General features: G+C 39.0%; 25 protein-coding genes. 8 read left to right on the forward strand and 17 right to left on the reverse strand.

Going from position 1 to position 25,455, the window contains the following annotated elements:
• Positions 1-64 precede the first annotated feature (64 nt).
• A complete protein-coding gene (locus AC570I_RS07155; protein WP_053058416.1) occupies positions 65-295 on the reverse strand; it encodes a response regulator transcription factor in 231 nt (76 codons plus the stop codon).
• Between the two features lie 279 nt (positions 296-574).
• On the opposite strand from AC570I_RS07155, the gene AC570I_RS07160 reads away from it, so the two are divergent.
• The 8 genes from AC570I_RS07160 (at position 575) to AC570I_RS07195 (ending at position 6,695) form a co-directional block, all read left to right on the forward strand.
• The gene (locus AC570I_RS07160; protein ID WP_156166752.1) at positions 575-952 is read left to right on the forward strand and encodes a hypothetical protein; all 378 of its coding nucleotides are present in this window, start codon (positions 575-577) and stop codon (positions 950-952) included.
• 4 nt (positions 953-956) lie between these two features.
• Positions 957-1,607: a hypothetical protein gene (locus AC570I_RS07165; RefSeq protein ID WP_497404923.1), complete on the forward strand. Its 651-nt coding sequence runs from the start codon at positions 957-959 to the stop codon at positions 1,605-1,607.
• Between the two features lie 29 nt (positions 1,608-1,636).
• Entirely contained in the window at positions 1,637-2,362 is a 726-nt protein-coding gene (locus AC570I_RS07170) for a sensor histidine kinase (RefSeq protein ID WP_497404924.1), read from the forward strand.
• Between the two features lie 4 nt (positions 2,363-2,366).
• Positions 2,367-3,002 carry a response regulator transcription factor gene (locus tag AC570I_RS07175; protein WP_497404925.1) on the forward strand — a complete coding sequence of 212 codons (636 nt, stop codon included), beginning with the start codon at positions 2,367-2,369 and terminating at the stop codon, positions 3,000-3,002.
• Between the two features lie 199 nt (positions 3,003-3,201).
• Positions 3,202-3,579 (forward strand): BlaI/MecI/CopY family transcriptional regulator, encoded by a 378-nt coding sequence (locus tag AC570I_RS07180; protein ID WP_047799974.1) that lies wholly within the window; start codon positions 3,202-3,204, stop codon positions 3,577-3,579.
• Complete coding sequence (locus AC570I_RS07185) at positions 3,576-5,294, forward strand: TonB family protein (RefSeq protein WP_497404926.1); 1,719 nt, start codon at positions 3,576-3,578, stop codon at positions 5,292-5,294. The genes AC570I_RS07180 and AC570I_RS07185 overlap by 4 nt, the downstream gene beginning before the upstream one ends.
• A gap of 11 nt (positions 5,295-5,305) precedes the next feature.
• A complete protein-coding gene (locus AC570I_RS07190; protein WP_497404927.1) occupies positions 5,306-5,950 on the forward strand; it encodes a TonB-dependent receptor in 645 nt (214 codons plus the stop codon).
• A gap of 19 nt (positions 5,951-5,969) precedes the next feature.
• Positions 5,970-6,695 carry an energy transducer TonB gene (locus AC570I_RS07195; RefSeq protein ID WP_497404928.1) on the forward strand — a complete coding sequence of 242 codons (726 nt, stop codon included), beginning with the start codon at positions 5,970-5,972 and terminating at the stop codon, positions 6,693-6,695.
• 472 nt (positions 6,696-7,167) lie between these two features.
• Here the strand turns inward: AC570I_RS07195 and AC570I_RS07200 are convergent, their stop codons facing one another.
• From AC570I_RS07200 to AC570I_RS07275, 16 genes are all read right to left on the reverse strand, one after another.
• Positions 7,168-7,938, reverse strand: a complete 771-nt coding sequence (locus AC570I_RS07200; RefSeq protein WP_497404929.1) for a succinate dehydrogenase/fumarate reductase iron-sulfur subunit — start codon at positions 7,936-7,938, stop codon at positions 7,168-7,170.
• Between the two features lie 85 nt (positions 7,939-8,023).
• Positions 8,024-10,003 (reverse strand): fumarate reductase/succinate dehydrogenase flavoprotein subunit, encoded by a 1,980-nt coding sequence (locus tag AC570I_RS07205; RefSeq protein ID WP_497404930.1) that lies wholly within the window; start codon positions 10,001-10,003, stop codon positions 8,024-8,026.
• A gap of 19 nt (positions 10,004-10,022) precedes the next feature.
• Entirely contained in the window at positions 10,023-10,703 is a 681-nt protein-coding gene (locus AC570I_RS07210) for a succinate dehydrogenase cytochrome b subunit (protein WP_497404931.1), read from the reverse strand.
• 289 nt (positions 10,704-10,992) lie between these two features.
• Complete coding sequence (locus AC570I_RS07215) at positions 10,993-11,184, reverse strand: cold-shock protein (RefSeq protein ID WP_047799968.1); 192 nt, start codon at positions 11,182-11,184, stop codon at positions 10,993-10,995.
• A gap of 99 nt (positions 11,185-11,283) precedes the next feature.
• Positions 11,284-11,907: a tetratricopeptide repeat protein gene (locus AC570I_RS07220; RefSeq protein ID WP_497404932.1), complete on the reverse strand. Its 624-nt coding sequence runs from the start codon at positions 11,905-11,907 to the stop codon at positions 11,284-11,286.
• Positions 11,895-13,037: a tetratricopeptide repeat protein gene (locus tag AC570I_RS07225; RefSeq protein WP_497404933.1), complete on the reverse strand. Its 1,143-nt coding sequence runs from the start codon at positions 13,035-13,037 to the stop codon at positions 11,895-11,897. The genes AC570I_RS07220 and AC570I_RS07225 overlap by 13 nt, the downstream gene beginning before the upstream one ends.
• Positions 13,022-15,169: an urea transporter gene (locus tag AC570I_RS07230; RefSeq protein ID WP_497404934.1), complete on the reverse strand. Its 2,148-nt coding sequence runs from the start codon at positions 15,167-15,169 to the stop codon at positions 13,022-13,024. Before AC570I_RS07230 ends, AC570I_RS07225 begins: the two co-directional genes overlap by 16 nt.
• Positions 15,170-15,171: 2 nt before the next feature.
• A complete protein-coding gene (locus AC570I_RS07235; RefSeq protein ID WP_497404935.1) occupies positions 15,172-16,515 on the reverse strand; it encodes a hypothetical protein in 1,344 nt (447 codons plus the stop codon).
• Positions 16,516-16,556: 41 nt separating this feature from the next.
• Positions 16,557-17,621: an ATP-grasp domain-containing protein gene (locus tag AC570I_RS07240; RefSeq protein ID WP_497404936.1), complete on the reverse strand. Its 1,065-nt coding sequence runs from the start codon at positions 17,619-17,621 to the stop codon at positions 16,557-16,559.
• Positions 17,622-17,643: 22 nt separating this feature from the next.
• The gene (locus tag AC570I_RS07245) at positions 17,644-17,886 is read right to left on the reverse strand and encodes a PqqD family protein (RefSeq protein WP_497404937.1); all 243 of its coding nucleotides are present in this window, start codon (positions 17,884-17,886) and stop codon (positions 17,644-17,646) included.
• Positions 17,883-18,584 (reverse strand): LytR/AlgR family response regulator transcription factor, encoded by a 702-nt coding sequence (locus tag AC570I_RS07250; RefSeq protein WP_497404938.1) that lies wholly within the window; start codon positions 18,582-18,584, stop codon positions 17,883-17,885. The genes AC570I_RS07245 and AC570I_RS07250 overlap by 4 nt, the downstream gene beginning before the upstream one ends.
• 14 nt (positions 18,585-18,598) lie before the next feature.
• Positions 18,599-19,786, reverse strand: a complete 1,188-nt coding sequence (locus tag AC570I_RS07255; RefSeq protein WP_497404939.1) for a sensor histidine kinase — start codon at positions 19,784-19,786, stop codon at positions 18,599-18,601.
• Between the two features lie 49 nt (positions 19,787-19,835).
• On the reverse strand, positions 19,836-20,345 hold the full coding sequence (locus tag AC570I_RS07260; RefSeq protein ID WP_497404940.1) for a hypothetical protein: 510 nt from the start codon (positions 20,343-20,345) through the stop codon (positions 19,836-19,838).
• A 329-nt stretch (positions 20,346-20,674) separates the two neighbouring features.
• Entirely contained in the window at positions 20,675-22,351 is a 1,677-nt protein-coding gene (locus tag AC570I_RS07265) for a sodium/sugar symporter (protein WP_497404941.1), read from the reverse strand.
• Between the two features lie 228 nt (positions 22,352-22,579).
• Complete coding sequence (locus AC570I_RS07270) at positions 22,580-24,898, reverse strand: TonB-dependent receptor (RefSeq protein WP_497404942.1); 2,319 nt, start codon at positions 24,896-24,898, stop codon at positions 22,580-22,582.
• Between the two features lie 195 nt (positions 24,899-25,093).
• Positions 25,094-25,435 carry a hypothetical protein gene (locus AC570I_RS07275; RefSeq protein WP_497404943.1) on the reverse strand — a complete coding sequence of 114 codons (342 nt, stop codon included), beginning with the start codon at positions 25,433-25,435 and terminating at the stop codon, positions 25,094-25,096.
• Positions 25,436-25,455 lie beyond the last annotated feature (20 nt).

The raw sequence follows: 25,455 nt of genomic DNA on the forward strand, positions 1-25,455 counted from the left end.
TTTTGATAAATCAAAAGCAGGCTTCATGATTTGAGAGGCTTTGCGTTAATGTGTTTATTTTTATTTAGAAAGAAAGAATCCGCTCTTTAAAAGCCCATACAATAAGCTGATAGGAGTTTTTTAAATCAAGCTTTCTAACCATATTTCGTCTGTGCGTGTTTACAGTATGTTCACTGATGTATAACATTTCGCCAATTTCTTTACTATTGTATCCCATCGAAAGCAGGTGTACTATTTCAACTTCTCTCTCGCTAATGTTACTGTGGTTCTCCCTGAGCAGAATACTATTAATCATCGTTTGGTTGTTTGAGACAGGCAACTTATTAATTCGGCAGAAATCGCGGTTATTCCGGCATTGATGGATATCCATTAACAGGGAGATAGACTTGATTTCTGATCAGGAACAGTTTTTAGCCGTAATTGATATACCAAAATTAAGTATTGGCGTTTTACGTTATCAGGCAGAAAGCACCCTTTGTATAAGGGTATTTTTACGGTATTACAATTTCCTAAAAATACTTGCTTAAGCATTTTAAATTATCGATTTTTAACCCAAACAAACTATCCCAATTTTATGAATGAGGAAAAAACGCTCACAAATGTACCTGCAGAAATTGCAAAAGAAATGGTAGCCGCATACACTGAAGAAGCAGCAGGGTTAGCCAGCTACACTAAAGCAGTATGGTTCCCTGCCGACCAGATCTTAAGGATTGCCAAAAGCATTGAAAATGGAAAACATGATGGTCTCCGTATTTATTTTGGACAGTATACTGCCAATTCTTTAGATGGAGTTCCTAAAGAATATCTCGGAAGAAATACCGTATTGTTGGTGCCGACGCTTTCTGGTATTACCGGTGGCTACGGAGATGAAGAAGAACATCAGGATGACCTCGGAGATATTGAAAACAAGGGAGAGTCATGTCCTCCAGTTTGCGAAGGAACTAATTTATAGTTAAATGCTCAGGCTGAGTCTTACCACTTTCTTTGAGCTTTTATGCTTTTTAATTGCCCTGGCAACCATTAGAAAAGACAGCAAACCGCTTTGGAAGGTATCATTCATTTATATGATTCTTGTGTGCATCACAGAGCTGTTTTTCGCGCGTCTGGCCGCCAGAAAACTCCACAATAATCTTTGTGTATATAATATTTATACCTTATTTGAAGCTGCGCTGATCAGCACAGGCATATACTATTGTTTGAAACCATATACCAATCCAAAAAAAATAATCATCATTGGATTGGTTATTTTTTATTCACTCTGGATAGCCTTTTTCCTCATGCATGGCATTATGACCTACAACTCATGGGCCGGCGGGGTATTATCTGCTTTAATTATGTTATACTGCTGTTATTATTATTATTTCGTACTTACAGATAACGCGATTATGGAAATCAATAAAAACCCGGAGTTCTGGTGGGTTACTGGCGTACTGTTCTTTTACTTTGGCACAACTACCGCTAATTTGTTCCATGAGCTTTTCACATCTATCATGATCAAAGGAAATTCCCTTAGAAACTGGATTTTCACTGTTCTTAATATTATATTTTACAGCATTTTAGCTTATTCATTTATATGCAGGAGCAAACAACGCAGATTACAATCCTAGTCGTCATCTCTTCCGTAATCTTCTTACTAATGCCTTTGATTTTGGTATTCTATGTCAAAATCAGCATCAAGTACCGTAAAAATCACGCACTGGAGAAAACGGCTATGAAGCAGAAGTTTGATTCAGAAATACTTCAGACCCGTATTGAGGTTCAGGATCAAACCATGCAAAGCATCGCGACAGAACTTCATGATAATGTGGGCCAATTATTAAGTTTAACCACCTTAACCCTTAATTCTGTTGATCTCTCCAATTTGGATAAGGCGAAGAAAAAGATCGAAAATTCACTGGGTTTCGTAAACAACTCGATTAAAGAATTACGAGAGCTGGTTAAATTGCTTCACGGCGAGCAAATTGTTGCCAATGGTATTGGTAATGCCATTGAGCAGGAAATTAACTGGCTGAGCAAATCCGGCGTTTACGAACTAAACGTGAACAATCAGCTTCTGGGTTTTTCGGAAACTTCACCTGATAAAGACCTGATTATACTGCGTTTACTCCAGGAAGTGATCAATAACATTATCAAACATGCTCAGGCAACGGTCATCGATATCGAAAGTTACTTTAATAACGGTATATTGTTTTTAAACATTAAGGAAAATGGGATCGGTTTTGAGGTGGAGGAGAATAAAAATAAGTCTGGGATGGGACTAAATTCTATTTATAAAAGAATTGAGATGATTAATGGTCAATTAAATTTAACTTCGTCTCCCAACCAAGGCACGTCCATATTGATCGAAATCCCTTATCCATAGTTTTATGCAGCCCACTATTTCTATTGCCATTGTTGATGACCACACCCTTTTCCGGTCAGGTTTAGCCAGTTTAATGGAAGAATTTGATGAAATTGACATCAGGTTTCAGGCAGTCAATGGAGTAGATTTACAAAAGAAGATCGTCGTTCAACCCGATATCGATATCGTATTGATGGACATTAATATGCCGGTGATGGATGGTTACGCGGCAACTAAATGGGTGAAGGCAAATTATCCTAAAGTCCACGTGCTTGCTTTAAGCATGCTTGAAGAAGAAAAAGCCATCATCGCAATGCTTAAAGCGGGAGCAGGTGGCTATATGCTTAAAGAATCTACACCGTCTGAATTACTAACCGCTATTAAGGTGATTGTAGAAAAAGGCTTTTTTGTGAATGAGGTTGTTTCTGGGCGGTTACTGGTAGCGCTAAAGGAAGGAGACAAGCCGGCTTTTACGGCCAGGGAACTTACCTTTTTTCAATATTGCAGTACAGAGCTCACTTACAAAGAAATTGCAGATTTAATGAACGTGAGTCCCCGGACAGTTGATAACTACCGGGAATCATTATTTGCAAAATTGAATATCAAATCGCGCACGGGCCTGGTGGTGTACGGCATTAAGCACCAGATTATCTCTATTTAGCAAGCAACTCCCGCTTTCATTTTCCAAGTACCCAGATATTGCATAACCTGTACACCCTGCTATGTCTGTATTTTTTATCTACAGCCTGTAATTCAATACCTTCAAAAGAAAAAAGTGTTAAAATATTTGCTTAACTAAATAATTAGTTTTAATTTTAGTTAGGCAATATATTTTGCTATATCCTTATTACAATATTATTATGGAAATTAAAGATTTAACCAAGGCCGAAGAGCAGATTATGCAGGTGATGTGGCAATTGGAAAAAGCGTTTGTTAAAGAAGTTATAGACGAACTTCCTTTACCAAAACCGGCTTACAATACGGTATCGACAATTATACGGATACTGGAGACAAAGGGTTTCATTGGTCATGAGGCATTTGGAAAAGCACACCAATATCATCCCCTGATCAGTAAAGAGGAATATAAACGACATGCAACAGAAAAACTTTTAGGAAACTATTTCGAGAATTCTGTAGAGAGTATGTTTTCATTCTTTGTTAAAGAAGAAAAGTTGGATTTAGGTGATGTCGATGAGATTTTAAAAATGATTAATAAAATTAAAAACAGTCCAAAATGAGTTTTGCCCACTACCTATTGCAAGTAAACTTATATCTAATTGTTTTTTACGGCTTTTATAAGTTGTTACTGGACCGTGAAACCTATTTTACGCTAAACCGCTTCTTTCTGGTTGGCGCAGGTATCTTGTCAATCTGTATTCCATTTATTCGTTTAGAATGGCTAACAGAAGAAAAAATTGCACAGCAGGTATATACTTCGGTAAACTGGCAAACCGTACTTCAGCAAACCACTATAATAAATGATAACAATTCCGGATTAAACTGGGGAAATGTTTTCGTCTATTTATACTGTGCAGGTATTGTGTTTTTCTTATGTAGGTTAGTGTTTAATCTGGTTCTGGTAAAAAAATCTATCCGGGCAGCCAAAACAGGGTCGGCTTTTTCTTTTTTAACAAGGAAGGTGGTAGATGTAAACCTGCCGCAAAAAAATGTAATCGATATTCATGAAGAAGCCCATGTAAAACAACTGCACACGCTGGATATCCTTTTTTTTGAACTCCTGGGTGTGGTTACCTGGCTGAATCCCATTATTTATCTCTATAAGAAATCGATTAAAAATATACATGAATTTCTAGCGGATGAATTGGCAGCAGATTATCAGGGCGACAAAGCAGCATATGCGATGCTGATTTTAAGCCAGTCTTTCGGCATTTCACCTAACGCGCTAACAAATGGCTTCTTTAACAAGTCATTGATTAAAAAGCGCATTTATATGCTTCAAAAGGAACGGTCAAAAAGAATAGCCATTATTAAATATGGTATTTCAATACCCCTATTTGCGATTTTGATTGTTTTCTCATCTGCAACTGTAAGGAAAAACGAAAAACTAATCTTATTCACTGATCAGATTCCAATGGACAAACCAATGGAACTTGTTCAGGAAATGGTGTCACCTCCGGCGAAAGAAATTAGCCAGGAGGTATCTAAAACGCTACCCACTAATGCCGGCAAAGATACCGGAGTGGGACAGAAAGCAATTTCGAAAACCTCAAACGTTTCGAACTTACCAGGCATCAATATAACTGAAGACAGTCCGGTTATAGAAGGCGAACCATTTAATGAAACAGATAAAAAGGTCTACGACTTTGTATCAATTACCAGCCAGCCGGAATATCCCGGAGGGATTAGAAAATTTTATGAATACCTGAGCAAAACAATCCGGTATCCGGAACTGGCACAGGAAAAAAATGTGCAGGGAAAAGTGTTCCTTTCATTTATTGTAGAAAAAGATGGTTCCATAAGCGATGTTATGGTTACCCGTGGCCTGGGCAGTGGTTTAGATGAGGAAGCGGTAAGGGTATTAAACGAGTCCCCTCGTTGGAACCCTGGTGTAAAAGATGGCATGGCGGTAAGGGTAAAGTATAACATTAACGTGAACTTCACCTTAACGGATAGTGAAACTCCAAAAGCTCCGGTAAAAGAAGTTAAAAATTTAACTTTAAAAGGCGGAAAGGATTTCCCGGGAATCATTGTAGTTGATGGTGTGAAACTTCAGGACAATTCAACATTATCCAGTATCAATCCAAATAATGTCGAATCTGTATCGGTACTTAAAGATCAGAGTGCAATAAACCTTTATGGTTTGAAGGCAAAAGCAGGTGCAATTATCATTACAACTAAATCAACCATTAATAACCTATTCAGAAAACCTGATACGCAAGAGCTTACCATCGACAAGCCATCAACCATTCTGAATATTCAGAGAAAGTTTTAAAAACTGACAACATGAAAAAGATCATCACCCTTAGTTTAATGCTTGGAACTGCCATATATGGCTTTGCGCAGAAAGCGGATAGCACCTCAAATACAACGATTAGATTGCGGGGCACAGCAGTGGGCGTAGAACCACAACCGCTGATTGTAATTGATGGGAATAAGCAATATTTCGGGGGAACGGGATCGCTTTCGGAAATGGACCCAAATGCGATTGAATCCATCAACATATTAAAAGACAGCACTGCAATGATGAAATATGGGAGTGAAGGTTTTGGTGGCGTTATTGAAATTAAAACAAAGGGCACATATATTATCCCAAAAGGCAAAGGAAACCTGAAGGCCGACTCCAGCTTAATGTTAAAGGGGAAAGCAAGCAGAATCTTTATTAAGCCAAATGGAAGTGCTAACAGGAGCACCCCCTTAAACGTTGATGCGGCAGCTAAACGATTCCTTCTTCTTAAGGATAACGATAAAAAGGCACAGCCACTTTATGTTGTCGACGGAAAAGAAGTTTCGGGCATTGAAAAACTAGATCAGAACACCATTGAATCTGTAACGGTGATTAAAGATGCAAATACATCAAAGCAGTATTCCGGAAATACTAAAAACGGCGTTGTAATTATTACCACGAAAAAAAGCGCTACGAAGAAGTAATAAACAATTTAAATTTTAAATGATGAGAAAGCTAATGATTTTAGCCCTAACGGGCATCGCTATGCAATTAAATTTCGCCAGGGCCCAAGACAAACCTGTTGACTTCACCTCAGTAGAAAAGATCCCGGAGTATCCCGGGGGGATCGCAAAATTTTACGACTATTTAGGTAAAGAAATCAGGTATCCGGAGGCGGCACAAAAAAGCAAAACACAAGGGAAGGTTTTTGTATCGTTTATTATCGAGAAAAACGGCGCATTAAACGATGTTATAGTGACCAGAAGCCTGAGCAAGGAAACAGATGCTGAGGCCATCAGGGTAATCCGTAAATCACCAAACTGGAATCCGGGTTTAATCAAGGGTAAACCAGTTAGGGTAAAATACAATATCAATGTAAATTTCAATCTGAATGATAATGGTCAGCAGAAAAAAGCGCTGAACAGCTCTCCTGATAAACCGACCGAATTTCCAGGCGGACCACAGAAGCTGTATTCATACCTGGCTAAAAATATTAAATACCCTGCTATCGCAATTAAAAATAAAATGCAGGGAAAAGTATTTGTAGCCTTTTCTGTAGAGAAGGATGGCACCATAACCAATGCAAAAGTTACCAGGGGAATCACTAAAGAACTGGATGCAGAGGGACTGAGGGTAATTAAAAATTCACCGAGATGGAACCCTGCCGTACGGAATGGAAAAGTAGTGAAAGTGCAATACACCCTTCCGATCAATTTCACTTTGAGTTAGATATTTTAACTAAACCATACGCTCGTTATCTCAACTGCTGTTCATGCAAATCAGGATCAGTTGTCGGGACTTATATTAGTCGTGAAGCTAGGATTCGCGAACAGCACCAAGCACAAAACCCCAGCAAAAATTGCCGGGGTTTTATGCTTTCTCTCCTGTCTCGGAAGACTAAAAATATAAATTTTTTAACGTATATACAAATGTTACGAAATAAAATTTCAATAACTGAAATTTTATAATATGCTAACATAAGAAAATTATGAGTTTCGCAAACTTTTATTTTGGCACCTGCACTTATAAAATCTTTCGCCTGGAAATAATAAATGTTTCGAATCTTTTCAATTGCAGGAATATTACAGGAACGATCTTTAAACAACAAGGTTAACGAAGTTTAAAAACACCGGCATAAAAAAGCCCCAAACAAAGTTTGAGGCCTAAGAATTCCGGTTTCCCGGAATGCACAGTATATCTTTTAAACCGCCTCTTCAGAGATGAATTTAGCAGTAGCGAAATCGCGGTTCATACGGGCAATATTTTCAAGTGAAATACCTTTTGGACATTCTGCTTCACAAGCACCTGTATTTGTACAATTACCAAATCCTTCAGCGTCCATTTGTGCAACCATACTTTGTACACGGCGGTAACGCTCTGGCTGTCCCTGAGGTAACAATGCCAGTTGAGAAATTTTTGCAGATACAAATAACATTGCCGAAGCATTTTTACAGGTAGCCACACAAGCACCACAACCAATACACGCGGCAGCTTCAAAAGCAGCATCAGCTTGCATTTTAGGGATGGGCAGGTTATTCGCGTCCTGGGCATTACCAGTGTTTACCGAAATAAAACCACCGGCAGAAATTACCCTATCGAAAGCAGACCGGTCTACGGTTAAATCTTTAACTACCGGAAATGCAGCTGCTCTCCAAGGTTCAACAACGATGGTATCACCATCTTTGAAAGAACGCATGTGTAACTGGCAGGTAGTAACCAGATCTTTAGGCCCATGCGGACGGCCGTTGATGAACATTGAGCACATCCCACAGATTCCCTCACGGCAATCGTGATCAAATACTACTGGTTCTTCGCCTGTATTGATTAATTGTTCGTTTAACACATCGAACATTTCCAAGAAAGACATATCAGGTGAAATACCAGATAATTTATAATCAACCAAAGCACCTTTGGTATTGTTATTTTTTTGACGCCATACTTTCAGCGTTAAGTTCATATTTCCTGTACTCATGATATTGAGATTTAAGTATCAATTATTCAGGATCAGGTGTCATGTTTGAATTTAGACCTTGATACCTGATCCTGTTAACTTGCTACTATTTATAACTTCTTTGTGCTACTTTAATATTTTCAAACTTTAACTCTTCTTTATGAAGCTCGAAGTTTACACCTTCCTTAAATTCCCAAGCTGCAACATAAGCATAGTTCTCATCGTCACGTAAAGCTTCACCTTCTTCTGTCTGGTATTCTTCACGGAAGTGTCCACCACAACTTTCGTTACGGTTTAATGCATCAATACACATCAATTCGCCAAGCTCAATAAAGTCGGCCACCCGGCCTGCTTTTTCAAGCTCCGTATTCAGTTCATTTGCAACTCCCGGAACGCGAACGTTACTCCAGAATTCAGCACGTAGTGCCCTGATTTCTTCGATTGCTTCTTTTAAGCCTTGTTCATTACGGGCCATACCGCATTTCTCCCACATGATGTGACCTAAACGCTTATGGAAATGATCTACAGACTTCGTTCCTTTTATATTGATCAAAGTATTTAAAATGCCTACAGCTCTTTCTTCAGCTTCAACGAATGCAGGGTGATCTGTTGAAATTGCCTTTACAGAAATTTCCTTCGATAAATAAGATCCGATGGTATATGGTAACACGAAGTATCCGTCGGCCAAACCCTGCATCAAAGCAGATGCACCCAAACGGTTAGCACCATGATCTGAGAAGTTAGCCTCACCTGTACAATATAAACCCGGTACTGAAGTCATTAAGTTATAATCGACCCAAAGACCGCCCATCGTATAGTGTACAGCAGGATAAATACGCATTGGCGTTTCATAAGGGTTTTCACCTGTAATCTGCGCATACATATCAAATAGGTTACCATATTTTTCCTTGATAACAGCAGTACCTAAACGCATGCAGGTTTCTTTATCAGGATTGTGGTTACCCGCTTTTGATGCTTCTATACGGCCATAACGTTCTGTATTGGCTTTAAAATCAAGGTAAACAGCAAGCTTTGAAGTACCTACACCATAACCTGCATCACAACGTTCTTTAGCAGCACGCGAAGCAACATCACGGGGAACAAGGTTACCAAAAGCAGGGTAACGGCGTTCCAGATAGTAATCTCTTTCATCCTCAGGTATCTCTGAAGCCTTACGGTTATCATCTTTTTTCTTCGGAACCCAGATCCGCCCGTCGTTACGTAACGATTCAGACATCAGGGTTAATTTCGACTGGTGATCGCCGGATACCGGAATACAAGTCGGGTGAATCTGTGTATAACAAGGGTTGGCAAAATAAGCACCTTGTTTATGTGCTTTCCATGCTGCTGTAACGTTACTGCCCATTGCATTGGTAGAAAGATAGAATACGTTTCCATAACCGCCTGTTCCTAAAACTACAGCATGACCGAAATGGCGCTCAATTTCGCCGGTAATTAAGTTACGGGCAATGATACCACGCGCTTTGCCATCGATTTTAACAACTTCAAGCATTTCGTGACGGGTATACATTTCAACTTTACCCATACCAATCTGGCGCTCTAATGCAGAATATGCACCTAATAATAACTGCTGACCGGTTTGGCCCGCAGCATAAAACGTACGTTGAACCTGAGTACCGCCGAAAGAACGGTTATCTAACAAACCACCATATTCGCGTGCCAGAGGAACACCCTGCGCCACACATTGATCAATAATGTTAGCACTTACTTCTGCCAAACGGTGCACATTGGCTTCACGGGCGCGGTAATCGCCCCCTTTTATCGTATCGTAGAAAAGACGGTAAACACTATCACCATCATTCTGATAATTTTTTGCTGCATTGATACCACCCTGAGCGGCAATCGAGTGCGCACGGCGGGGAGAATCCTGAAAACAAAAACATTTTACTTTGTAACCCATTTCGGCCAAAGTAGCAGCTGCTGAAGCCCCTGCTAAACCTGAACCTACAATAATAACCTCAATAGTTCTTTTGTTCGATGGATTAACCAAAGGCACAGAAGACTTATATTTAGTCCATTTGCTTGTTAACTCGCCTTCTGGAATATTTGAATTAATATCTGACATATCTCTTTTGTGCTAAAACTTAATCAATTAAATGGGTATAAACTGCAATTGGCATTAAAGCGAAAACGATCGATATAATGATCGCATACCAAACACCAACACTCTTGATAATCCCATTGTATTTTGAGTGATTCCACCCCATGGTCTGAAATGCAGATGCAAAACCATGTAGTAAATGGTAACACAATGAAATCATTAACAATACGTAAGCAGCAACCCTAACAGGGTCCTGAAATTTCTCTCTCATTACTGCATAAAGGTCTTCATGACCGTTAGCATCAACCGTTGGGATTCCTGTAAAACGGGATACTACCCAGAAATCTTTCAAGTGAATAACCAGGAAGATCAACAATAATGTACCTAGCAAGCCCATTGAGCGGCTATACCATTTACTGTTAGCGTTTCCATCGTTCACAGCATATCTTTCTGGCCTGGCTTTTCTGTTTTGAATAGTTAACCTCAACGCCTGAAAGATGTGTACCAACAATCCAACAAACAAAATATACTCACCAGCCCTGATGATCCAGTTGGTCGCCATAAAGTGAGCGCCAATGTTGAACTTAAGACCATTATCGTCAAGAAATATTAACGAATTGATACCAGCGTGTACAATTAAAAAAAGTATCAGGAACAAACCTGTAATACCCATAATGAATTTCTTTCCTATTGATGAAGAAAGTGCATTTCCGAAACCACTCATTTGATTAGGATTTATATCTAAATTTCTTGCAAAAGTATCTAATTATGCAATGAATTTATAAACGATTATGACAAAACAACGATAAAACATTTATTTAGAAACATTCTAAAGCTTAAGTGAAAGAATTTGAAAGATTTCGACAGAATGTTAGCGCTTTAGCGCTTACAGGCGGTGATTGTTGAAGGAGGCGATCACACAGCATCCGGGATCCGAAAACATAAAAAGTCCGTAAAACAAGAAAGTCCCGATTTGCATCGGGACTCTTTACGATTTATGTGACTGAGTTTTCTTAAGCTACTTTTACATTTACCGCGTTTAGGCCTTTTCTACCTTCTTCTACTTCGTAGTTTACGGTATCATTCTCACGAATGTTATCGATTAGACCTGAAACATGAACAAAAATTTCGGCATCGCCATTTGATGGTACGATAAATCCAAAACCTTTAGTTTCATTAAAAAATTTTACTGTTCCTTGTTGCATTATATTGTATTTTAATTTGTACCAAAGGTATGGTTAAATAGTTATAATCAATTTTTTATTTTCACAATTCATAAAAAAGCATATAATATGCCTTTAAGCTTATTTGGCAGCCCTATTTAATCCATCTGTGCTCGAAGAATCGCCAGGTTTGATGAGTAAAGCACGTTCAAAACACCCCTTTGCCTCCGCTTTTCTTCCTGAAAACAAGAGTGCCCAGCCTAACATATGGTTTCCATCATAGTCAAAAGGATAAGCCCCAACAACCTTGGCAAAATATTTTGCTGCTGAAGCATATTGCTTTCGGTTATAAATAATTACACCCAGCCAATAATTTGCCTGAGTATTCTGCGGGTCTGTTTTAAGAATGTTATTATATTGCTCTACAACTTTATCCCAACTGCTTAACAAAGAAAGCGGTTTGATCAAACCAAACCTGGCCTCAATAGAATTGGGCCTGATATTGACCGCACGGGTATAATAGTTTTGAGAAGCACTATAGTTTTTGGCCAGATAATACAACCAGCCTATCCTTAAATTCGTTTCATAATTTCCTTCCGAATAAAACGGCATCACATCACTTATGGCTTCTGCATAGTTCTTCTTGCTCTCCTCATTGTAGCTACTCTGGAAAGCCCTTTGCATATTCGCGTTGCCCTGGGCATGTATCTCAAAACCAGAGAGGCCAAGAACAGCAAATAATGTAAATCGTGTCAAAAATTCCATGTAATGCCTGCGTTTATTGAGTGTTGTAAATAACCAAATCTAAAAATATTATCTGATTTACGTTCAAATGTATAATTCATACCCAATAGAACGTGTTGTTTTAACATAAAATAACAATTTCCCCCTGCCTTGAATTTAGTTTTATCAAACCCATTGTAAATATAAAGTGCGTCGGCCTCAGCATAATTGTATTGATTGCCAAAAGTCACCATGGCCTCAAACCATAAGTTCCTCACGGGCTTAATTCCAAAAGTCTGTTGAAAAACCGGGTTGATGTTATTCAAAACATCTACTATTGAAATTCTGCTGATGTTATAAAAATTTAAATTTCCGGTAATATATCTGGTAAATTTTAAATCATATTGCCTGGTTTTCTCATCTCCTATCTGAGACAATATAAAATTTGCCTGTAAATCATTTCCACTGTCAGAATAACGGATGCCGATTAAACCAGCATGATTTTGATAAACCAGCTGCCTTAAATTCGAGCGCATGTAATGATAGGCCCCAATGAAATTAATTTTTCTGAAGGGTGTATAGGTTAGCTTAGTATAATATCCAGGTTGCTCAATGTAATCATTAAATACCGGCTGATTAAAATAAGTGAAAGAAGTAGAGAGATCCAACTTGTACCCTAGCCTCATATCAAAAAAAGTTCTGGAGAAAAATGAATTTCCCCGTTCATAGATATTGGTAAACTTTATTCCACCTTCTGTACCTGCCAGTAATACTTTAAATGGCTTTACAGCAACCCCTTCAATAACATTTGTATCCAGATTAGATACCAGGTATGCAGCATCAGTTCGCCTGTTTAGATAAACATGGCTTAAATATGAATAGTATAACGCAGTCTGGTTTGTTTTATCATCAAGCAAAACCTTATCATAATGCTTTAGGGCATCACTGTAATTTTGCCTCACAAATGATGCATAGCCCAATCTCAAACGCAATAGAGGAAAGTCTTCACCGTTGTTTAAAGCCTCGGCTCCAAATGCGATAAGCCTCTGCCACTCCCCTCCATTAAACAGGCTAAAGGAAATACTATCTGCGCTTTGATAGCGGGTTTGCGCCTTAATTGTTGTTACAGTCAACAACAATAGCAACATCAATAGCCTTAATCTCTGTGCCATGTTATTTTCAACAGTTTGTTTTTTCGCTGTACATCGAGTTGCGTTATTCCTTCATATGCTATTGTGAAATTCGCGTGCATTAAGCTTTGGCGTTTATTAAAAACCCGTGTGAATGCTTCTGCATAGATATCAATTCCGTCTGCCCTGTATGTTATAGAATTTCTGTAGGTATTTTTAGTAAAAATATAGAATGGTGCAAGTAAATCCTGTAGCCACAATGCAGGCTTGAACTGGCCGGTATCCATTGCATATGAATCCTCTAAAGGATGTGCCGAGTAACTTACCCTATATGCAGCTTGGTAGAAACTGTATAAAGCCGAGTTTTTTGATCCATAAAACCTGGTGAAATAAAATAAATATTGGTTGCTTACAAAGTAAGCTATCGATCCGGTTTCGTGACAGAAAAAATAGGTATAGCTGTAATCATCAGAAAATACTTCCCAGGTTTCCTTGTGCCCCAGGTTGGTTGAGATATTTACGACATAACCGGGTTGAAAGTTAAAAACGTTTTTAAGATAGGGGTTGATTTCAGGCGACTTAATCACATCATTTTCTGAAGGAATTTCAAAAGATGCTAAAGCATCACTTTTTTCATCTACATAACACACAAAAGGATAGGCAATGGTTTTCGAACCAATGAATGGTGTAGCCTGAACCTGAAAATGCAGATGAGGCTCCGGTGATCTTCCTGAATTTCCGCATAACGCGATAATCTCCCCATGCTTTATATAATCCCCTGCTTTAACCTTTACCGAATTCTTCTTCAAATGTGAAACTTTGGTATATAAATTATCGCTGTGCTTAATTACAACGGTATTACCCCAATTCTGAGTAAGGTTGGCATGCCCGATAGCATTATCCTCAATGTGATTAACTACTTCCTGCACAATACCATCAGCAGAAGCTAAAACAGGCTTATTGTAACAGTAATAATCCTCGGGCTTTGTTCCCGGAAGTGAATAGGTTTTCTGGTCGGTATCGGTCAATACAAAATCCAAAGCTTCCCTCCATTCTCCTTTGTGGGTAATAGCTCCGTTATAAGCTTGCGAGATTGTCCATGAGCCCATAAACGGAAGATTCAAAGGCAGATACTTCAGGTCTTTCAGCCGCTCTTCAGCATTTAAAAACTGGTATAAATTTGTTTCCGGAGAATAGTTCTGGAGTGCAGTAAGCTTTAATTTACCCGGTTGTTTTCGCAACAGGAAAAAGTGAAGCAAACCCAATGTAACTAAACAGAATGGCATTGAAAATACAGGAAGATCGTAAAACCCGAGAATTCTGGAAATTCCGTTCAACATTAAAAATATAAAAGGAATGCTTACTACGGCCCATAAATAAGATCGCCAGGAGGGGATAAGAAAAAATCCTCCTATGGCACAACTCACCATCATAAAATTAGCGCCAAGATGATAGTTGCTGATTCCATCAGGATAAGTGCCGGTAAAATGATTGATTAAACAAGCGATAACAAAGCCAATAACCAGCAAACTAAACCCGATACGTGAATGAATAAAAAAACCAATGCTGATCAATATTCCGGCAAGAATGCTGTTCTGAAATAAGAGCGCACTTACAGACCGGAAAAACAGATCCATATAAGCCGGCATGTGCAGGCGATCAAAGAAATTACAAATTCTGGTAAAATGCGAAGGCACTACGGTAGTCAGCTCGAAAACCAGCGAGCTGCTTTTTTGGATCAAACCCATGCCTGTGTATCCGTTAGCAGCAATCAATACGAGCCAGAAACTGATAACAAAAGGAATGGATAGTGTTGGCAAAGCATATTTGCCCAATAAAGCCGTGAGATTAACACTTAACACCACGCATAACAAACATGCAGCAGATAACCAAAGCCAGAAGGTATAATTGAAATTATAGAAAGTGCCGAATCCAATTCCTAATAGAAGCGAGTTGAAGCTATACAACCCTGACTTAATATCCTCTTTATTAAAACCCAGACTACTCACCAGAGCCAGCGAAACAATTAAAGCAATCAGACCAGAAATCCCTGCATTCGGGTTAAACATCGAAACTAAAAACAATAAAGCTCCAAGGATTTTGTTTTGTGAGAAAAACAAAATCGCATAGCTGTTTAAAGCCGCCTGAAGATAATATTGCACTTTTCTTTTCAATTCTATTTTAAATAATCAGGTAATTGTTCCATCATTTCGAGATATTCAAGCGTTTCCTGCTTTCTGATCAAATGGCTTTTCCCATGGTGATCAATTAAAACTACCGCAGGCCGCATATTGATAAACTGCATCCATTGAGTCATATTATAAGCACCCACTTTATGTACAATTACATGATCTCCTGTTTCCAAAAGGGGAAAGTTTATACTCTCACGAATCACATCGATGTTCATACACAAAGGCCCAAACAACACCGTCTCTTCGGTATACTGACCCGCATCCTGCGCAACAGTAACTTTATGATTGTACCAGTTTGATGTAAATAGTACATTCATTCCAAAATCCATGATGGTAGCCCTGCGACCGTCGCTCAGGCGTTTATTCGCAATCACGCTACCAATTAAATAGCCGGCATCATCAATCAGCACACGGCCACTTTCTAAAATGAGCAAAGGAAGCTCATCAGATGAGAAACCGGATTCCAGAATAGTAGTGGTAATGGCCTCGGCAAACTCTTCAATACCGGGAACTGTATCTACACCTGGTAAGTAAGCCCCCTTTAATGTATTGGTTGACGGAAAGCCGCCTCCCAGATCTAAATACTGAATGGAGTTCTGATGTTCATTTTTACAGCGCAATGCTAAATCGCAAAGTTTTTTTGCCGCAACCGCGTAGGCCGAAGTCGACAACATAAATGTTCCGATATGACAATGTAAACCAACTAAATCTATTTTTTCTGCAGCTATAATTTTGGATATAGCCGTCCACGCCTGGCCATTTTCATAGTTAAATCCAAACCTATCCCAGGCAGGATAAACCCCCGTATCGAAATTTACACGAATGGCAACTTTTGCTTTCTTGTTGATTCGTTCACTGATGCGAATAAGCTGATACAGTTCATCGAAATGATCGATATGAATCAGGGAATGTTTCTCAATCGCTAAAATTAAATCAGCTTCCTTTTTATCAGGCCCGTTAAAAATGATCTGATTTCCCAAAACCCCGTTGTTCAGCGCCTTATGGTATTCAAAACCTGAAACTACTTCAGCCCAACTCCCTTCCTGATGAAAAATTTTACATACCGCATTCAGATAGTTGGTTTTATAACTCCATGCAAATTGTACCTTTGGATAGCGGGTTTTAAATGAACGTACCGCCGACTGGTAGTTTCTTCTGATCTGCTTTTCAGACAATACAAACACAGGGGAACCATAATCTGAAACCAGGTTTTTGACAGAAATGCCATCAATCTCCTTAACAGGATCAAGATCAGTTCTGCTCCCAAACTTGTTCATCAGGCCGGAGTTCATTTTTCTGATGGTTGGTCGTTCGTATTTTTGCTTCATTTATTTTACAAATATCATTGTGTATCACGATTGAAATGCCTTTATAGCTCTCCGAACGCTGATAGTTTTTGAAAATCTCCTACATCGACAATGTTATCCATAGCGTAGCGGACAAACATCTTACCCGTTTGATAGCTTTTGAACTCTTCAACAGTATTTCCGAGGGCAAGATCAACCAAAGCCTTCGGTTGATTCTGACCTGCAGCGGCCGTTAGATAAACCCATGCCGGAAAACGCGGGTTAACCTCTATGATAAAAAATTTGCCGCCATCCATAATCACCTCGAGCTCAAAACCTCCCTTCCAATGGGTAGCCTTCGCAAAACTTCGGGCTAAATCTATTAGCTTATCGTTTTCAATGGTTATCCCTGCCCAGGCTTTTCCCTTGTCTGTAATGTATAATTTACGCATCGGAATGACACTCAGGGTATTTCCTTTTCCATCGCCCAATGCCGCTATATTTATTTCCGTACCTTTTATAAATTTTTGCACAATCACTGGTAAGCCCCATTTAGCATGTAACTTATGAAAAGCTTTATGTGCATCCGATAGATTCTGAACAGTATAAGCTTCATAAAACTTACCTTTAATCATAAGCGGATATCCAAAAAGATCTCCGAGATCATGAATATCAATTTCACTAAAAATCGCTTCATCTTCAGGAACATCAAAGTTAAAGGCATCGCCAAATGCTTTTAAGCTTACCTTGTCTCGTTGAGCCAGCTGTTTATGGGAGGGCAAAAAGGTATGAATGCCCTGCTTAAGCAAATCCTGCTCCAGCTTAATGAAATTATATAGTTCCGCATCGAAGTTCGGTATTAAAACATCAATATGTTCTTCTACCTGTATCTGCCTTATACGCTCACTCAACGCTTCAATTCCTGCAGTGGGATAGGGAATCCGATACGTCTTGTTCACCATGTCTTTTAGATAAATCGCAGGCTCCAGGGTTTCGTAAGCCAGGCCGATTATCCGTAAATTCTCCCCAAAACCTTCTCTTAGTGCCCTGATTACCGCCAAACCCGGGCCCGGATTATCATTGGCATTTAAACCGGTAACTGCTACCGTTAAGGTTTTGGCTTGAGGGTGATGAAGAGAAACGTTCATGATTAGCGGAATTGACAATTTGCTACAAATCTAACAAATTCGCCTCTTTCAGCTGAAACATATAATCGTCCCAGTCCCGATCCAGCTGGTGGCCTTCCACCTCATACTGATCTAAAATTTTGCGTTTAATACCCTGCTCATCTTCTCCCGTTTTCATCAACGCCAAAATCTCGGCGGCGATAGAATTACTGATAAACGAATCGCCTGTTGCCGGATTAAATATAAATCCGTTTTCACTGGTCGCAATGTTTGCCTTTAACTTCATATCCCTTTCTGCTGATTAATGAAACCACTGTACGCATCGCCAATTGGCAACTCGGCACTGCTTAGGTTTACCTTTCTGTTGTGAATAGACTTAATTTTAGCCAGGGCGACAATAAAACTCCGGTGAACACGCGCAAAACTATCTTCTGGTAATTTTTCAAGAATCTTCTTCATTGTCATCAGCGTTAAAATGGGCTTTTCGTTACCGCTAAGATATATTTTCAGATAATCACCCATACTTTCAATGTATTCGATATCACGCAACAAAATCTTAATCATCTTATACTCTGAGTAAACATAAATGCTTTCATCACTTATGCTTTCCTGAGTGGCACTTTTGTATTTACAGAAATCAATTGCTTTCTCTACCGCAGCGGTAAATCTCGAGAAGTCAATTGGCTTTAAAAGATAGTCTATAGCCTGCAATTCATAGCTTTCGAAAGCATAGTTGCGATATGCTGTGGTGAAAATAATCATCGGACTGTTTACCAGGCTGCGTACCAGTTCTACTCCGGTGATATCAGGCATATTCACATCAACAAAAAGCAAATCTACAGGGTTTTGTTTCAGGTATTCTGCGCCTGATAAAGCATCTTCAAAAACCTGTATCAACTGCAACCCCGGAAACCTCGCAACATAGGTTTTTATTAACTCCAGCGCTAATGGTTCGTCATCAATAGCTACACATCTTAAAGCCATAAATTATTCTTTGATTAGCAATTTACACAAAGGTTAACTGAAAACATTTCATTACCATCATTAATATTCAATTTAAAACGCTCCGGATACAAATGCTCCAACCTTTTGCGGGTATTTGCAATTCCTATTCCGGTACGCTCCAGATTAAATTTATGGTTGTATATTTTATTTTCGCAGGTAAAATCTATTTTATTCGCCTCAATACTTAAGTTGATATTGATTACCGTTCTCTCCTTTTTAGTAACCCCATATTTGAATGCATTTTCAATAAAAGTCATGAAGATGAGTGGTGCAATCCTTTTGCCTTCGGGATTCCCCTGAACATTAAAGTTGATCTGGGCATCGGCCCCAAGTCGTAGCTGCTGTAATTCGATATAATCCCGTACGCAATCAATTTCATCCTTCATATTCACAAAGTCCTGTGTTACATCGTCAGTAACATAGCGCATAATATTAGAAAGCTTCATGATACTTTCAGAAGTATGCTGACTGTTGATGACCGATTGTGTATAGATATTGTTCAGGGTGTTAAATAAAAAATGAGGGTTAATCTGCGCTTTTAAAAAAGAAAGCTCGGCAGTGGCTTTTTCAGCTTCAGCCTTCACCACCTTCGATTCGGCATTTTGCCAGCGCTGGACGGTGCTCGTGGCAATACTCAGCCCCATAATCATCATAAAAATAAACAGACTGATCACATCAATATTTTCTGATTGATGAAGATCCAGAATACCGCCCGGCCTTTTAAGGTTAGGGTCCTGCATCCGTAAATCCTCATTCGGAAGCGGCCCGAATGGCATACCAACATCAGGGCCAACATCAGGGGTTTTATCTGGCTGTAATGACTGGTTTAGGCCTTTGGGCTGAGCGTCCTGAACTGCGCCCAAAGCTGTCATAACGCTTTTGTTATGTCCCAGCAGATTATCGTACGGCTGTGAATAATAAACAAAACTAAATAATCCCAATACTACCGCACTATAAAATACATATCGCTTTTTAAACATTAAACGCGGTACCAAAAGCAAAGCGTTAACATAAAACATCGATATGTAGGTTAAGCAAAACAACCAGTAATAGGGTGATGCCAACAGCAACAGGCTGCTTTGCCCGGATTGCTCATTATTAATAAACAGGAGCGGAAAAGTTAAGAACAAAAGCCAACCTGCCACATGAATGATAAAAGTTGGTGTTTTAAAGCGCTGCATGTTTGCAAATTAATAATAAATACTTCGTATAGGGAGAAGAAAATCTGTTTTAGCTATATACCAGTTCCTGATTTTTCTCGTAATTAATAACAATATCATCGGTCATCTTCACCATAAATGTTTTGTTAAACTTACCTTTCTCATCATAGCTTAAGATCAGTAGATCACCTACGATCTCATGCAAAACAAGTTTCGGACTAGTATAAGTAATGGATACAACATGTGCCGCCTTGTTCAATAAATCAGACGAACAGATCCTAAGATTGGCCAGATCAAATAGAATGCAATCTCCATCCACATCACTCAAAACCGGAATTTTGTTCTCTAAGGATACAATAGTATTCATTACGGCATAATGTAATTTCTGATGCAAGGTATTTGCTTTCCCGTTTGCTTCGCACATTTGGCCAAACGTGTGGAAAGTTTGATTCAGGCTGTAAGGTTTGGATTTTTTCTGAAATTCCTTGTAGGTATCGTGAAAAACCCTGCGCTCATATTCAGTTCTGCACATAAAATTAAAATACTGTTTCGCACTAAGGTTGATGTAAGCTAAAGCCATAATATTCGGTTTTAATTGCTGGTTCAAATATGATGTATTAATAATTTTAATTTAATAATGTGTCGGTAAACACTGATTTTCAATCGGTAAATGCAAACCTAAAACCCAATTATGAAAAACGAATGAATATTGGTTTGAGTACATTAAATGATCATGCACTACATAATATTAAATGTCCTTTTACCATATACGGTAGAAACAGTGAGAATGTTACAGGAAGAGTATTTAATACATTCTTTGAAGTGTATTAACATGCAAACAATTCAATACTAATGCAAAAAGGCGCTCAATGCTAAATTGAACGCCTTCTTTCTTTCCTTTAATACTTACTACCAATAAACACTATAAAGTGCAACAAGTAATCCCACAATAATCAAGGTACCTATCGCAAAACCGGTTGTGGTTTTAAACATCTTCGCATCAATCTCAAGTCCTTTTGGATTATCTCCTTTTCGGTTTTCAAGGAAGCTGATCACCACCATCCCTAGTATACAGAATACAAACACAATGCCCATCCGGTCGAGGAAAGGAATTTCATACAAACCTGATGCGGCTTTTACAGAGAAACCAATTCCTGACAGGAAAGATAAATCCGTATAAAGTGGCAGTACTTTTAAGAAAATAGACATCAGGAAACCGCCGATGGTGGCAAATAGCGCAGCATTTGAAGTGGTTCTTTTCCAGAAAAACCCTAAAATAAACATGGCAAAAATACCCGGAGATACAAAACCTGTATATTCCTGAATGTACTGGAAACCGCCCTTTTTATCGATTCCCAAATGCGGAGCGATAATTACACCTAATATCATCGCCACAACAATAGCAATCTTTCCGGTAGCAACCAGGTTCTTTTCTGATGCATCTGGTTTCAATACTTTTTTATAGATATCCAGAGTAAAGATAGTCGCAATACTATTGGCTTTTCCAGCTAATGAGGCTACTACCGCAGCAGTCAGGGCTGCGAATGACAAGCCTTTTAAGCCGGCAGGCAACAGGTTCAGCAATACCGGGTATGCCCGATCGGGATTTACAGCACCATCCTGAACCATTTCCGACTGAAAAGCACCGTCTTTATATAATACATAAGCGGCAATACCAGGTAACACCACAATAATCGGCATTAACAACTTTAAGAAGGCTGCAAATAAAAGACCACCACGAGCTGTTTTTAAGTCTGCACCCAATGCCCTTTGAGTGATGTATTGGTTACAACCCCAATAATTTAAATTCACTATCCACATACCACCAATCAGTACACTTAAACCAGGTAAATCGATATAATTCTCATTATCCGGCTTAAAAATCATATGGAAATGCTCTGAAGCTTTGCTGGTCATTAAACTATAACCTTCAAATATACCTGTGGTGCCGTAATGTGTAGAAACGAGGTTCAGGGCCAGATAAGTTGTTGCCAACCCCCCTAAAATTAAAAAGAAAACCTGAATAACATCGGTATAACCAATTACCTTCATTCCACCCAGGGTGATGATGATGGCAAAGGCAGCAATAGCATACATACACAAGTCAAGGCTGAAACCAGAAATACTGCTTACTGCCAAAGCCCCTAGATAGAGGATTGAAGTTAAGTTTACCACAACATATAATAACAACCAGAAAACAGCCATAATCATGGCTACGGTACCATTATACCGCTGATGTAAAAACTGCGGCATGGTTGCGATCTTATTCTTCAGGTAAACCGGTATAAAGAAAATGGCAACGATAACCAGTGTTAAGCCACCCATCCATTCGTATGTTGCAATGGCCAGGCCCATTTTAAAACCAGATCCGCTCATCCCGATGAATTGCTCTGCTGAAATATTAGAGGCGATTAACGATGCGCCGATTGCCCACCAGGTGAGTGAACCTTCAGCCAGAAAGTAGTCTTTTGAACCTGTTGAAGTGGATTTTTTCTTGTTGTAGATGTACAAGCCGTAAGCAGCTACAATAACGAAGTATACTGCGAATACAATGTAATCCTTCGTGTCCAGTAAATTTTGTTTCATTAAAATTTTGTGTTATTTGGTTTAGAAACCTAAATGTAGTAAAATCATAAAAGATTCTTCACATTTTTTTGAATTAAAAAGTGTTAAATTGACGTTTATTATTTTTCACACACTAATTAACTGAAAACTAAAACATTCAAACCAATAACAAGAATTTAAAAAATAAACCCCGGACATAAAAAAACCTGATGCGATGTGCACCAGGTCCTTTCTGTAAAATATGTGTTTTTATTTTGCGATCGTAAACGGGATATACAAACCGAAGGTGATATTTCTACCCGTATTGTATACACCCAGGTTTGGGTCTTCAGAGCTGAAACGACCCGGTTTATAACGGCTCAATGCATCATAATATTTCTGATCTAACAGATTATTAGCCGCCACAGAAAGTTTTATTGGCTGCTTCCCTAAATTAAATGTAGCGCCGATACCTGCATTCAACAGCGTATAGCCACTGGTTGGCGTTTCGAAAACTTCGTCAACCCGGGCTTGTTTGAATGCCGAATTGATTCCCACAAAAACATAGGTATCATTTGTTCCTTTTAACTTTGGCTCAAAACGTAGTTCATTTCGCATTGTACCGGCAGGAATAAAAGCCAAAGGCTTGTTTAGACTCGTATTTTCTGCATGCACATAGCCAAATGTATTTTCAAAATGGATAAACGGAACCGGGTGTATGGTCAAAGTTGCTTCTGCACCATACAGGTTTGCATTCACTTGTCCGTAGCGGTAAACCGGATATTCATCACCTTCTGCCATGATGGTTTCGCCATTGTTCGACGCATAAATAAAGTTGTGAACATAATTATTGTAAATACTGGCACTCGCACTCACAATTTTGCCTTCATATTCCAACGCTGCATCTACCTGGTAACTGCGCTCTGGATTTAAGCTGGAATTTCCGATTTCATAGCGGTAAGTACCTTCATGAACACCATTCGATGCCAACTCTGCAGGATTTGGTGCACGGAACGCTGAACCGGCATTGGCTTTGAAATTCCATTCTTCATTAAACTGATGTGTAAATCCCAGAGCACCGCTTACATTCGAGAACTTATTCTGAAATGCTGCAAATTGCTGCTCACCATCTACAAAAAGTTCTTTGCCATTGTTTTTTCGGTAGTCGTAGCGGGCACCAATACTAAACGTATTATTTTCCCAGTTCTTCTTTGCAAAAGCAAAAACGCCTATACCATAAGTGGTATAATCCGGAATCAAAAATTCATCGTCCGCTTTGTTCTCACTGCGGCCGGCATCGGCACTTAACCCAAAAACAGGCTGCCATCCGTCGGTTTCGTGGATATAATATTTCAAATCACCGGTATAGGTTTTAAGATCGAAAAATAATGCCGGACTAGGACCATCCTCAAGCTCGCGGCGCTGGTTTTGCTGGTATCCAAAGTCTGCTTTTAAATTACCATTACCTAAAATAAAATTGTTGTTTAACGCAATTTTAAAATGTCGGATATCCTGACGAGGGTAATCAAGGTCACGACTTTTGTAATCAGATGTCATAAAAGCTTCGCCATCTTCTTTAACGAAATTGCCATTGGCATCTAACGATGGATCGTAAAAGCCAATGTTATTACGGAAACTAGAGACATTCAAATGCGTATATCCCCAGCTTTTATTTAATCCTACCATTCCGCTTAAGTCGGTTTCATTAAAACCTGAATTTGGAAAGTATCCGGTAGGGGTTTTAAAAGAATAAGCATTTTTATACGTTCCACGTGCCCTCCATACAAAACCATTCTGATTACCAGTTAGCATAAGTGAATTGGCTGTAAGGCCATTATTGGTCGAATAATTAGAAATAAACTCGCCCTTTACCTGCCCTTCGGGTGCTGCACTTGGCTCTAAAATATTAATTACGCCACCAAGCGCATCCGAACCATACATTAATGAAGCGGCCCCACGTAAAACTTCAATGCGGTCTGACTTAAACTGGTCAATTTCAATACCGTGCTCATCACCCCATTGTTGTCCCTGCTGTTTAATTCCATCATCCAAAGTGACAATACGGTTGTAACCTAAACCCCTGATTACGGGCTTAGAAATTGAAGGTCCCGTTGTAATCTGAGAAACGCCGGGAATTTTCGTCAGGGCATCTATTAAATTGGTAGATGGAGCCAACAAGGCATCTTTACCCAAAACTGCCGAAGAGGCACTGTTTCGTTTACTGGTACTGCTAATCAAACTACCGGTAATTACGATTTCTTTAGTCTCAATCGCTGTGGGCTGAAGCGAAAATTCCAATCCGGCTGCATTGGCAAAATTTACAATTTGTGTTGCCGTTTTATAGCCAACGTAATGTACTTCCACTAAATAACTTCCCTTTGATGGAAGGTTATTCAATGTAAATTCTCCCTCGTTATTGGTAACAGCCGTAACTTTTAAATCAGGAATAAAAATAGTTGCGCCAGGTAGCGTTTGCTTACTGCTGCCATCAATAACTTTTCCTTTAATGTCTTTCAGAACAGATGCAAAGGCCGTGCTGCTCAATAGTGTATATATAATTACAAAGCCAATAAGCTGTAATTTTTTCATAATGTGTGATCAATTAAAATTCGAGAAAAAACGGAAACAAACATCTTTATTCTGTCCATCGATTCTCATGAAATGAATATTTGGATAATGAGGTTAAAACAGAATCGATAACCTTAAAAAACGAAGCTTAATATCAATCAACACAGGATTGAAAGGACTTCGTGAATTCTGAAACTGTATAACCTTAGAAATTGCTTAAGAAATTAAGCTATTTGGGGGACCGCGCAAACTGGTTCGTAAAAGCTCGGTATAGTTGCTTTTAAGTACAATTTCTTTTTTGCTCAAAACTTTTGCTGAAAGAAATACACGATAAATGTGATGTGTTTGAATATAGTTTTTTTCAAAACTGGCACTACAAACTAAACAGGTATCGCCGTGCGCCTGAACGTGGCTAACATGCTTACAGTTTTTTTCGATTGAAACAACAGGAACACTATCATGATGATGCAACACACTCCAGGGCGTTAATGCAATAGCAAAAACAACCAGCATAAATGCTGAGAGATATTTACCAATGTTTTGCCTGTGCTGTTTCAAGACACCAAAAGTAATTATTC

The sequence above is a fragment of the Pedobacter sp. A2324 genome, assembly GCF_059693705.1.

Bases quoted from the DNA above. Each gene is read 5' to 3' on its own strand.
- AC570I_RS07155 (WP_053058416.1), bottom strand. From the start codon at position 295: ATGATTAATAGTATTCTGCTCAGGGAGAACCACAGTAACATTAGCGAG.
- AC570I_RS07160 (WP_156166752.1), top strand. From the start codon at position 575: ATGAATGAGGAAAAAACGCTCACAAATGTACCTGCAGAAATTGCAAAA.
- AC570I_RS07165 (WP_497404923.1), top strand. From the start codon at position 957: ATGCTCAGGCTGAGTCTTACCACTTTCTTTGAGCTTTTATGCTTTTTA.
- AC570I_RS07170 (WP_497404924.1), top strand. From the start codon at position 1,637: ATGCCTTTGATTTTGGTATTCTATGTCAAAATCAGCATCAAGTACCGT.
- AC570I_RS07175 (WP_497404925.1), top strand. From the start codon at position 2,367: ATGCAGCCCACTATTTCTATTGCCATTGTTGATGACCACACCCTTTTC.
- AC570I_RS07180 (WP_047799974.1), top strand. From the start codon at position 3,202: ATGGAAATTAAAGATTTAACCAAGGCCGAAGAGCAGATTATGCAGGTG.
- AC570I_RS07185 (WP_497404926.1), top strand. From the start codon at position 3,576: ATGAGTTTTGCCCACTACCTATTGCAAGTAAACTTATATCTAATTGTT.
- AC570I_RS07190 (WP_497404927.1), top strand. From the start codon at position 5,306: ATGAAAAAGATCATCACCCTTAGTTTAATGCTTGGAACTGCCATATAT.
- AC570I_RS07195 (WP_497404928.1), top strand. From the start codon at position 5,970: ATGATGAGAAAGCTAATGATTTTAGCCCTAACGGGCATCGCTATGCAA.
- AC570I_RS07200 (WP_497404929.1), bottom strand. From the start codon at position 7,938: ATGAGTACAGGAAATATGAACTTAACGCTGAAAGTATGGCGTCAAAAA.
- AC570I_RS07205 (WP_497404930.1), bottom strand. From the start codon at position 10,003: ATGTCAGATATTAATTCAAATATTCCAGAAGGCGAGTTAACAAGCAAA.
- AC570I_RS07210 (WP_497404931.1), bottom strand. From the start codon at position 10,703: ATGAGTGGTTTCGGAAATGCACTTTCTTCATCAATAGGAAAGAAATTC.
- AC570I_RS07215 (WP_047799968.1), bottom strand. From the start codon at position 11,184: ATGCAACAAGGAACAGTAAAATTTTTTAATGAAACTAAAGGTTTTGGA.
- AC570I_RS07220 (WP_497404932.1), bottom strand. From the start codon at position 11,907: ATGGAATTTTTGACACGATTTACATTATTTGCTGTTCTTGGCCTCTCT.
- AC570I_RS07225 (WP_497404933.1), bottom strand. From the start codon at position 13,037: ATGGCACAGAGATTAAGGCTATTGATGTTGCTATTGTTGTTGACTGTA.
- AC570I_RS07235 (WP_497404935.1), bottom strand. From the start codon at position 16,515: ATGAAGCAAAAATACGAACGACCAACCATCAGAAAAATGAACTCCGGC.
- AC570I_RS07240 (WP_497404936.1), bottom strand. From the start codon at position 17,621: ATGAACGTTTCTCTTCATCACCCTCAAGCCAAAACCTTAACGGTAGCA.
- AC570I_RS07245 (WP_497404937.1), bottom strand. From the start codon at position 17,886: ATGAAGTTAAAGGCAAACATTGCGACCAGTGAAAACGGATTTATATTT.
- AC570I_RS07250 (WP_497404938.1), bottom strand. From the start codon at position 18,584: ATGGCTTTAAGATGTGTAGCTATTGATGACGAACCATTAGCGCTGGAG.
- AC570I_RS07255 (WP_497404939.1), bottom strand. From the start codon at position 19,786: ATGCAGCGCTTTAAAACACCAACTTTTATCATTCATGTGGCAGGTTGG.
- AC570I_RS07260 (WP_497404940.1), bottom strand. From the start codon at position 20,345: ATGGCTTTAGCTTACATCAACCTTAGTGCGAAACAGTATTTTAATTTT.
- AC570I_RS07265 (WP_497404941.1), bottom strand. From the start codon at position 22,351: ATGAAACAAAATTTACTGGACACGAAGGATTACATTGTATTCGCAGTA.
- AC570I_RS07270 (WP_497404942.1), bottom strand. From the start codon at position 24,898: ATGAAAAAATTACAGCTTATTGGCTTTGTAATTATATATACACTATTG.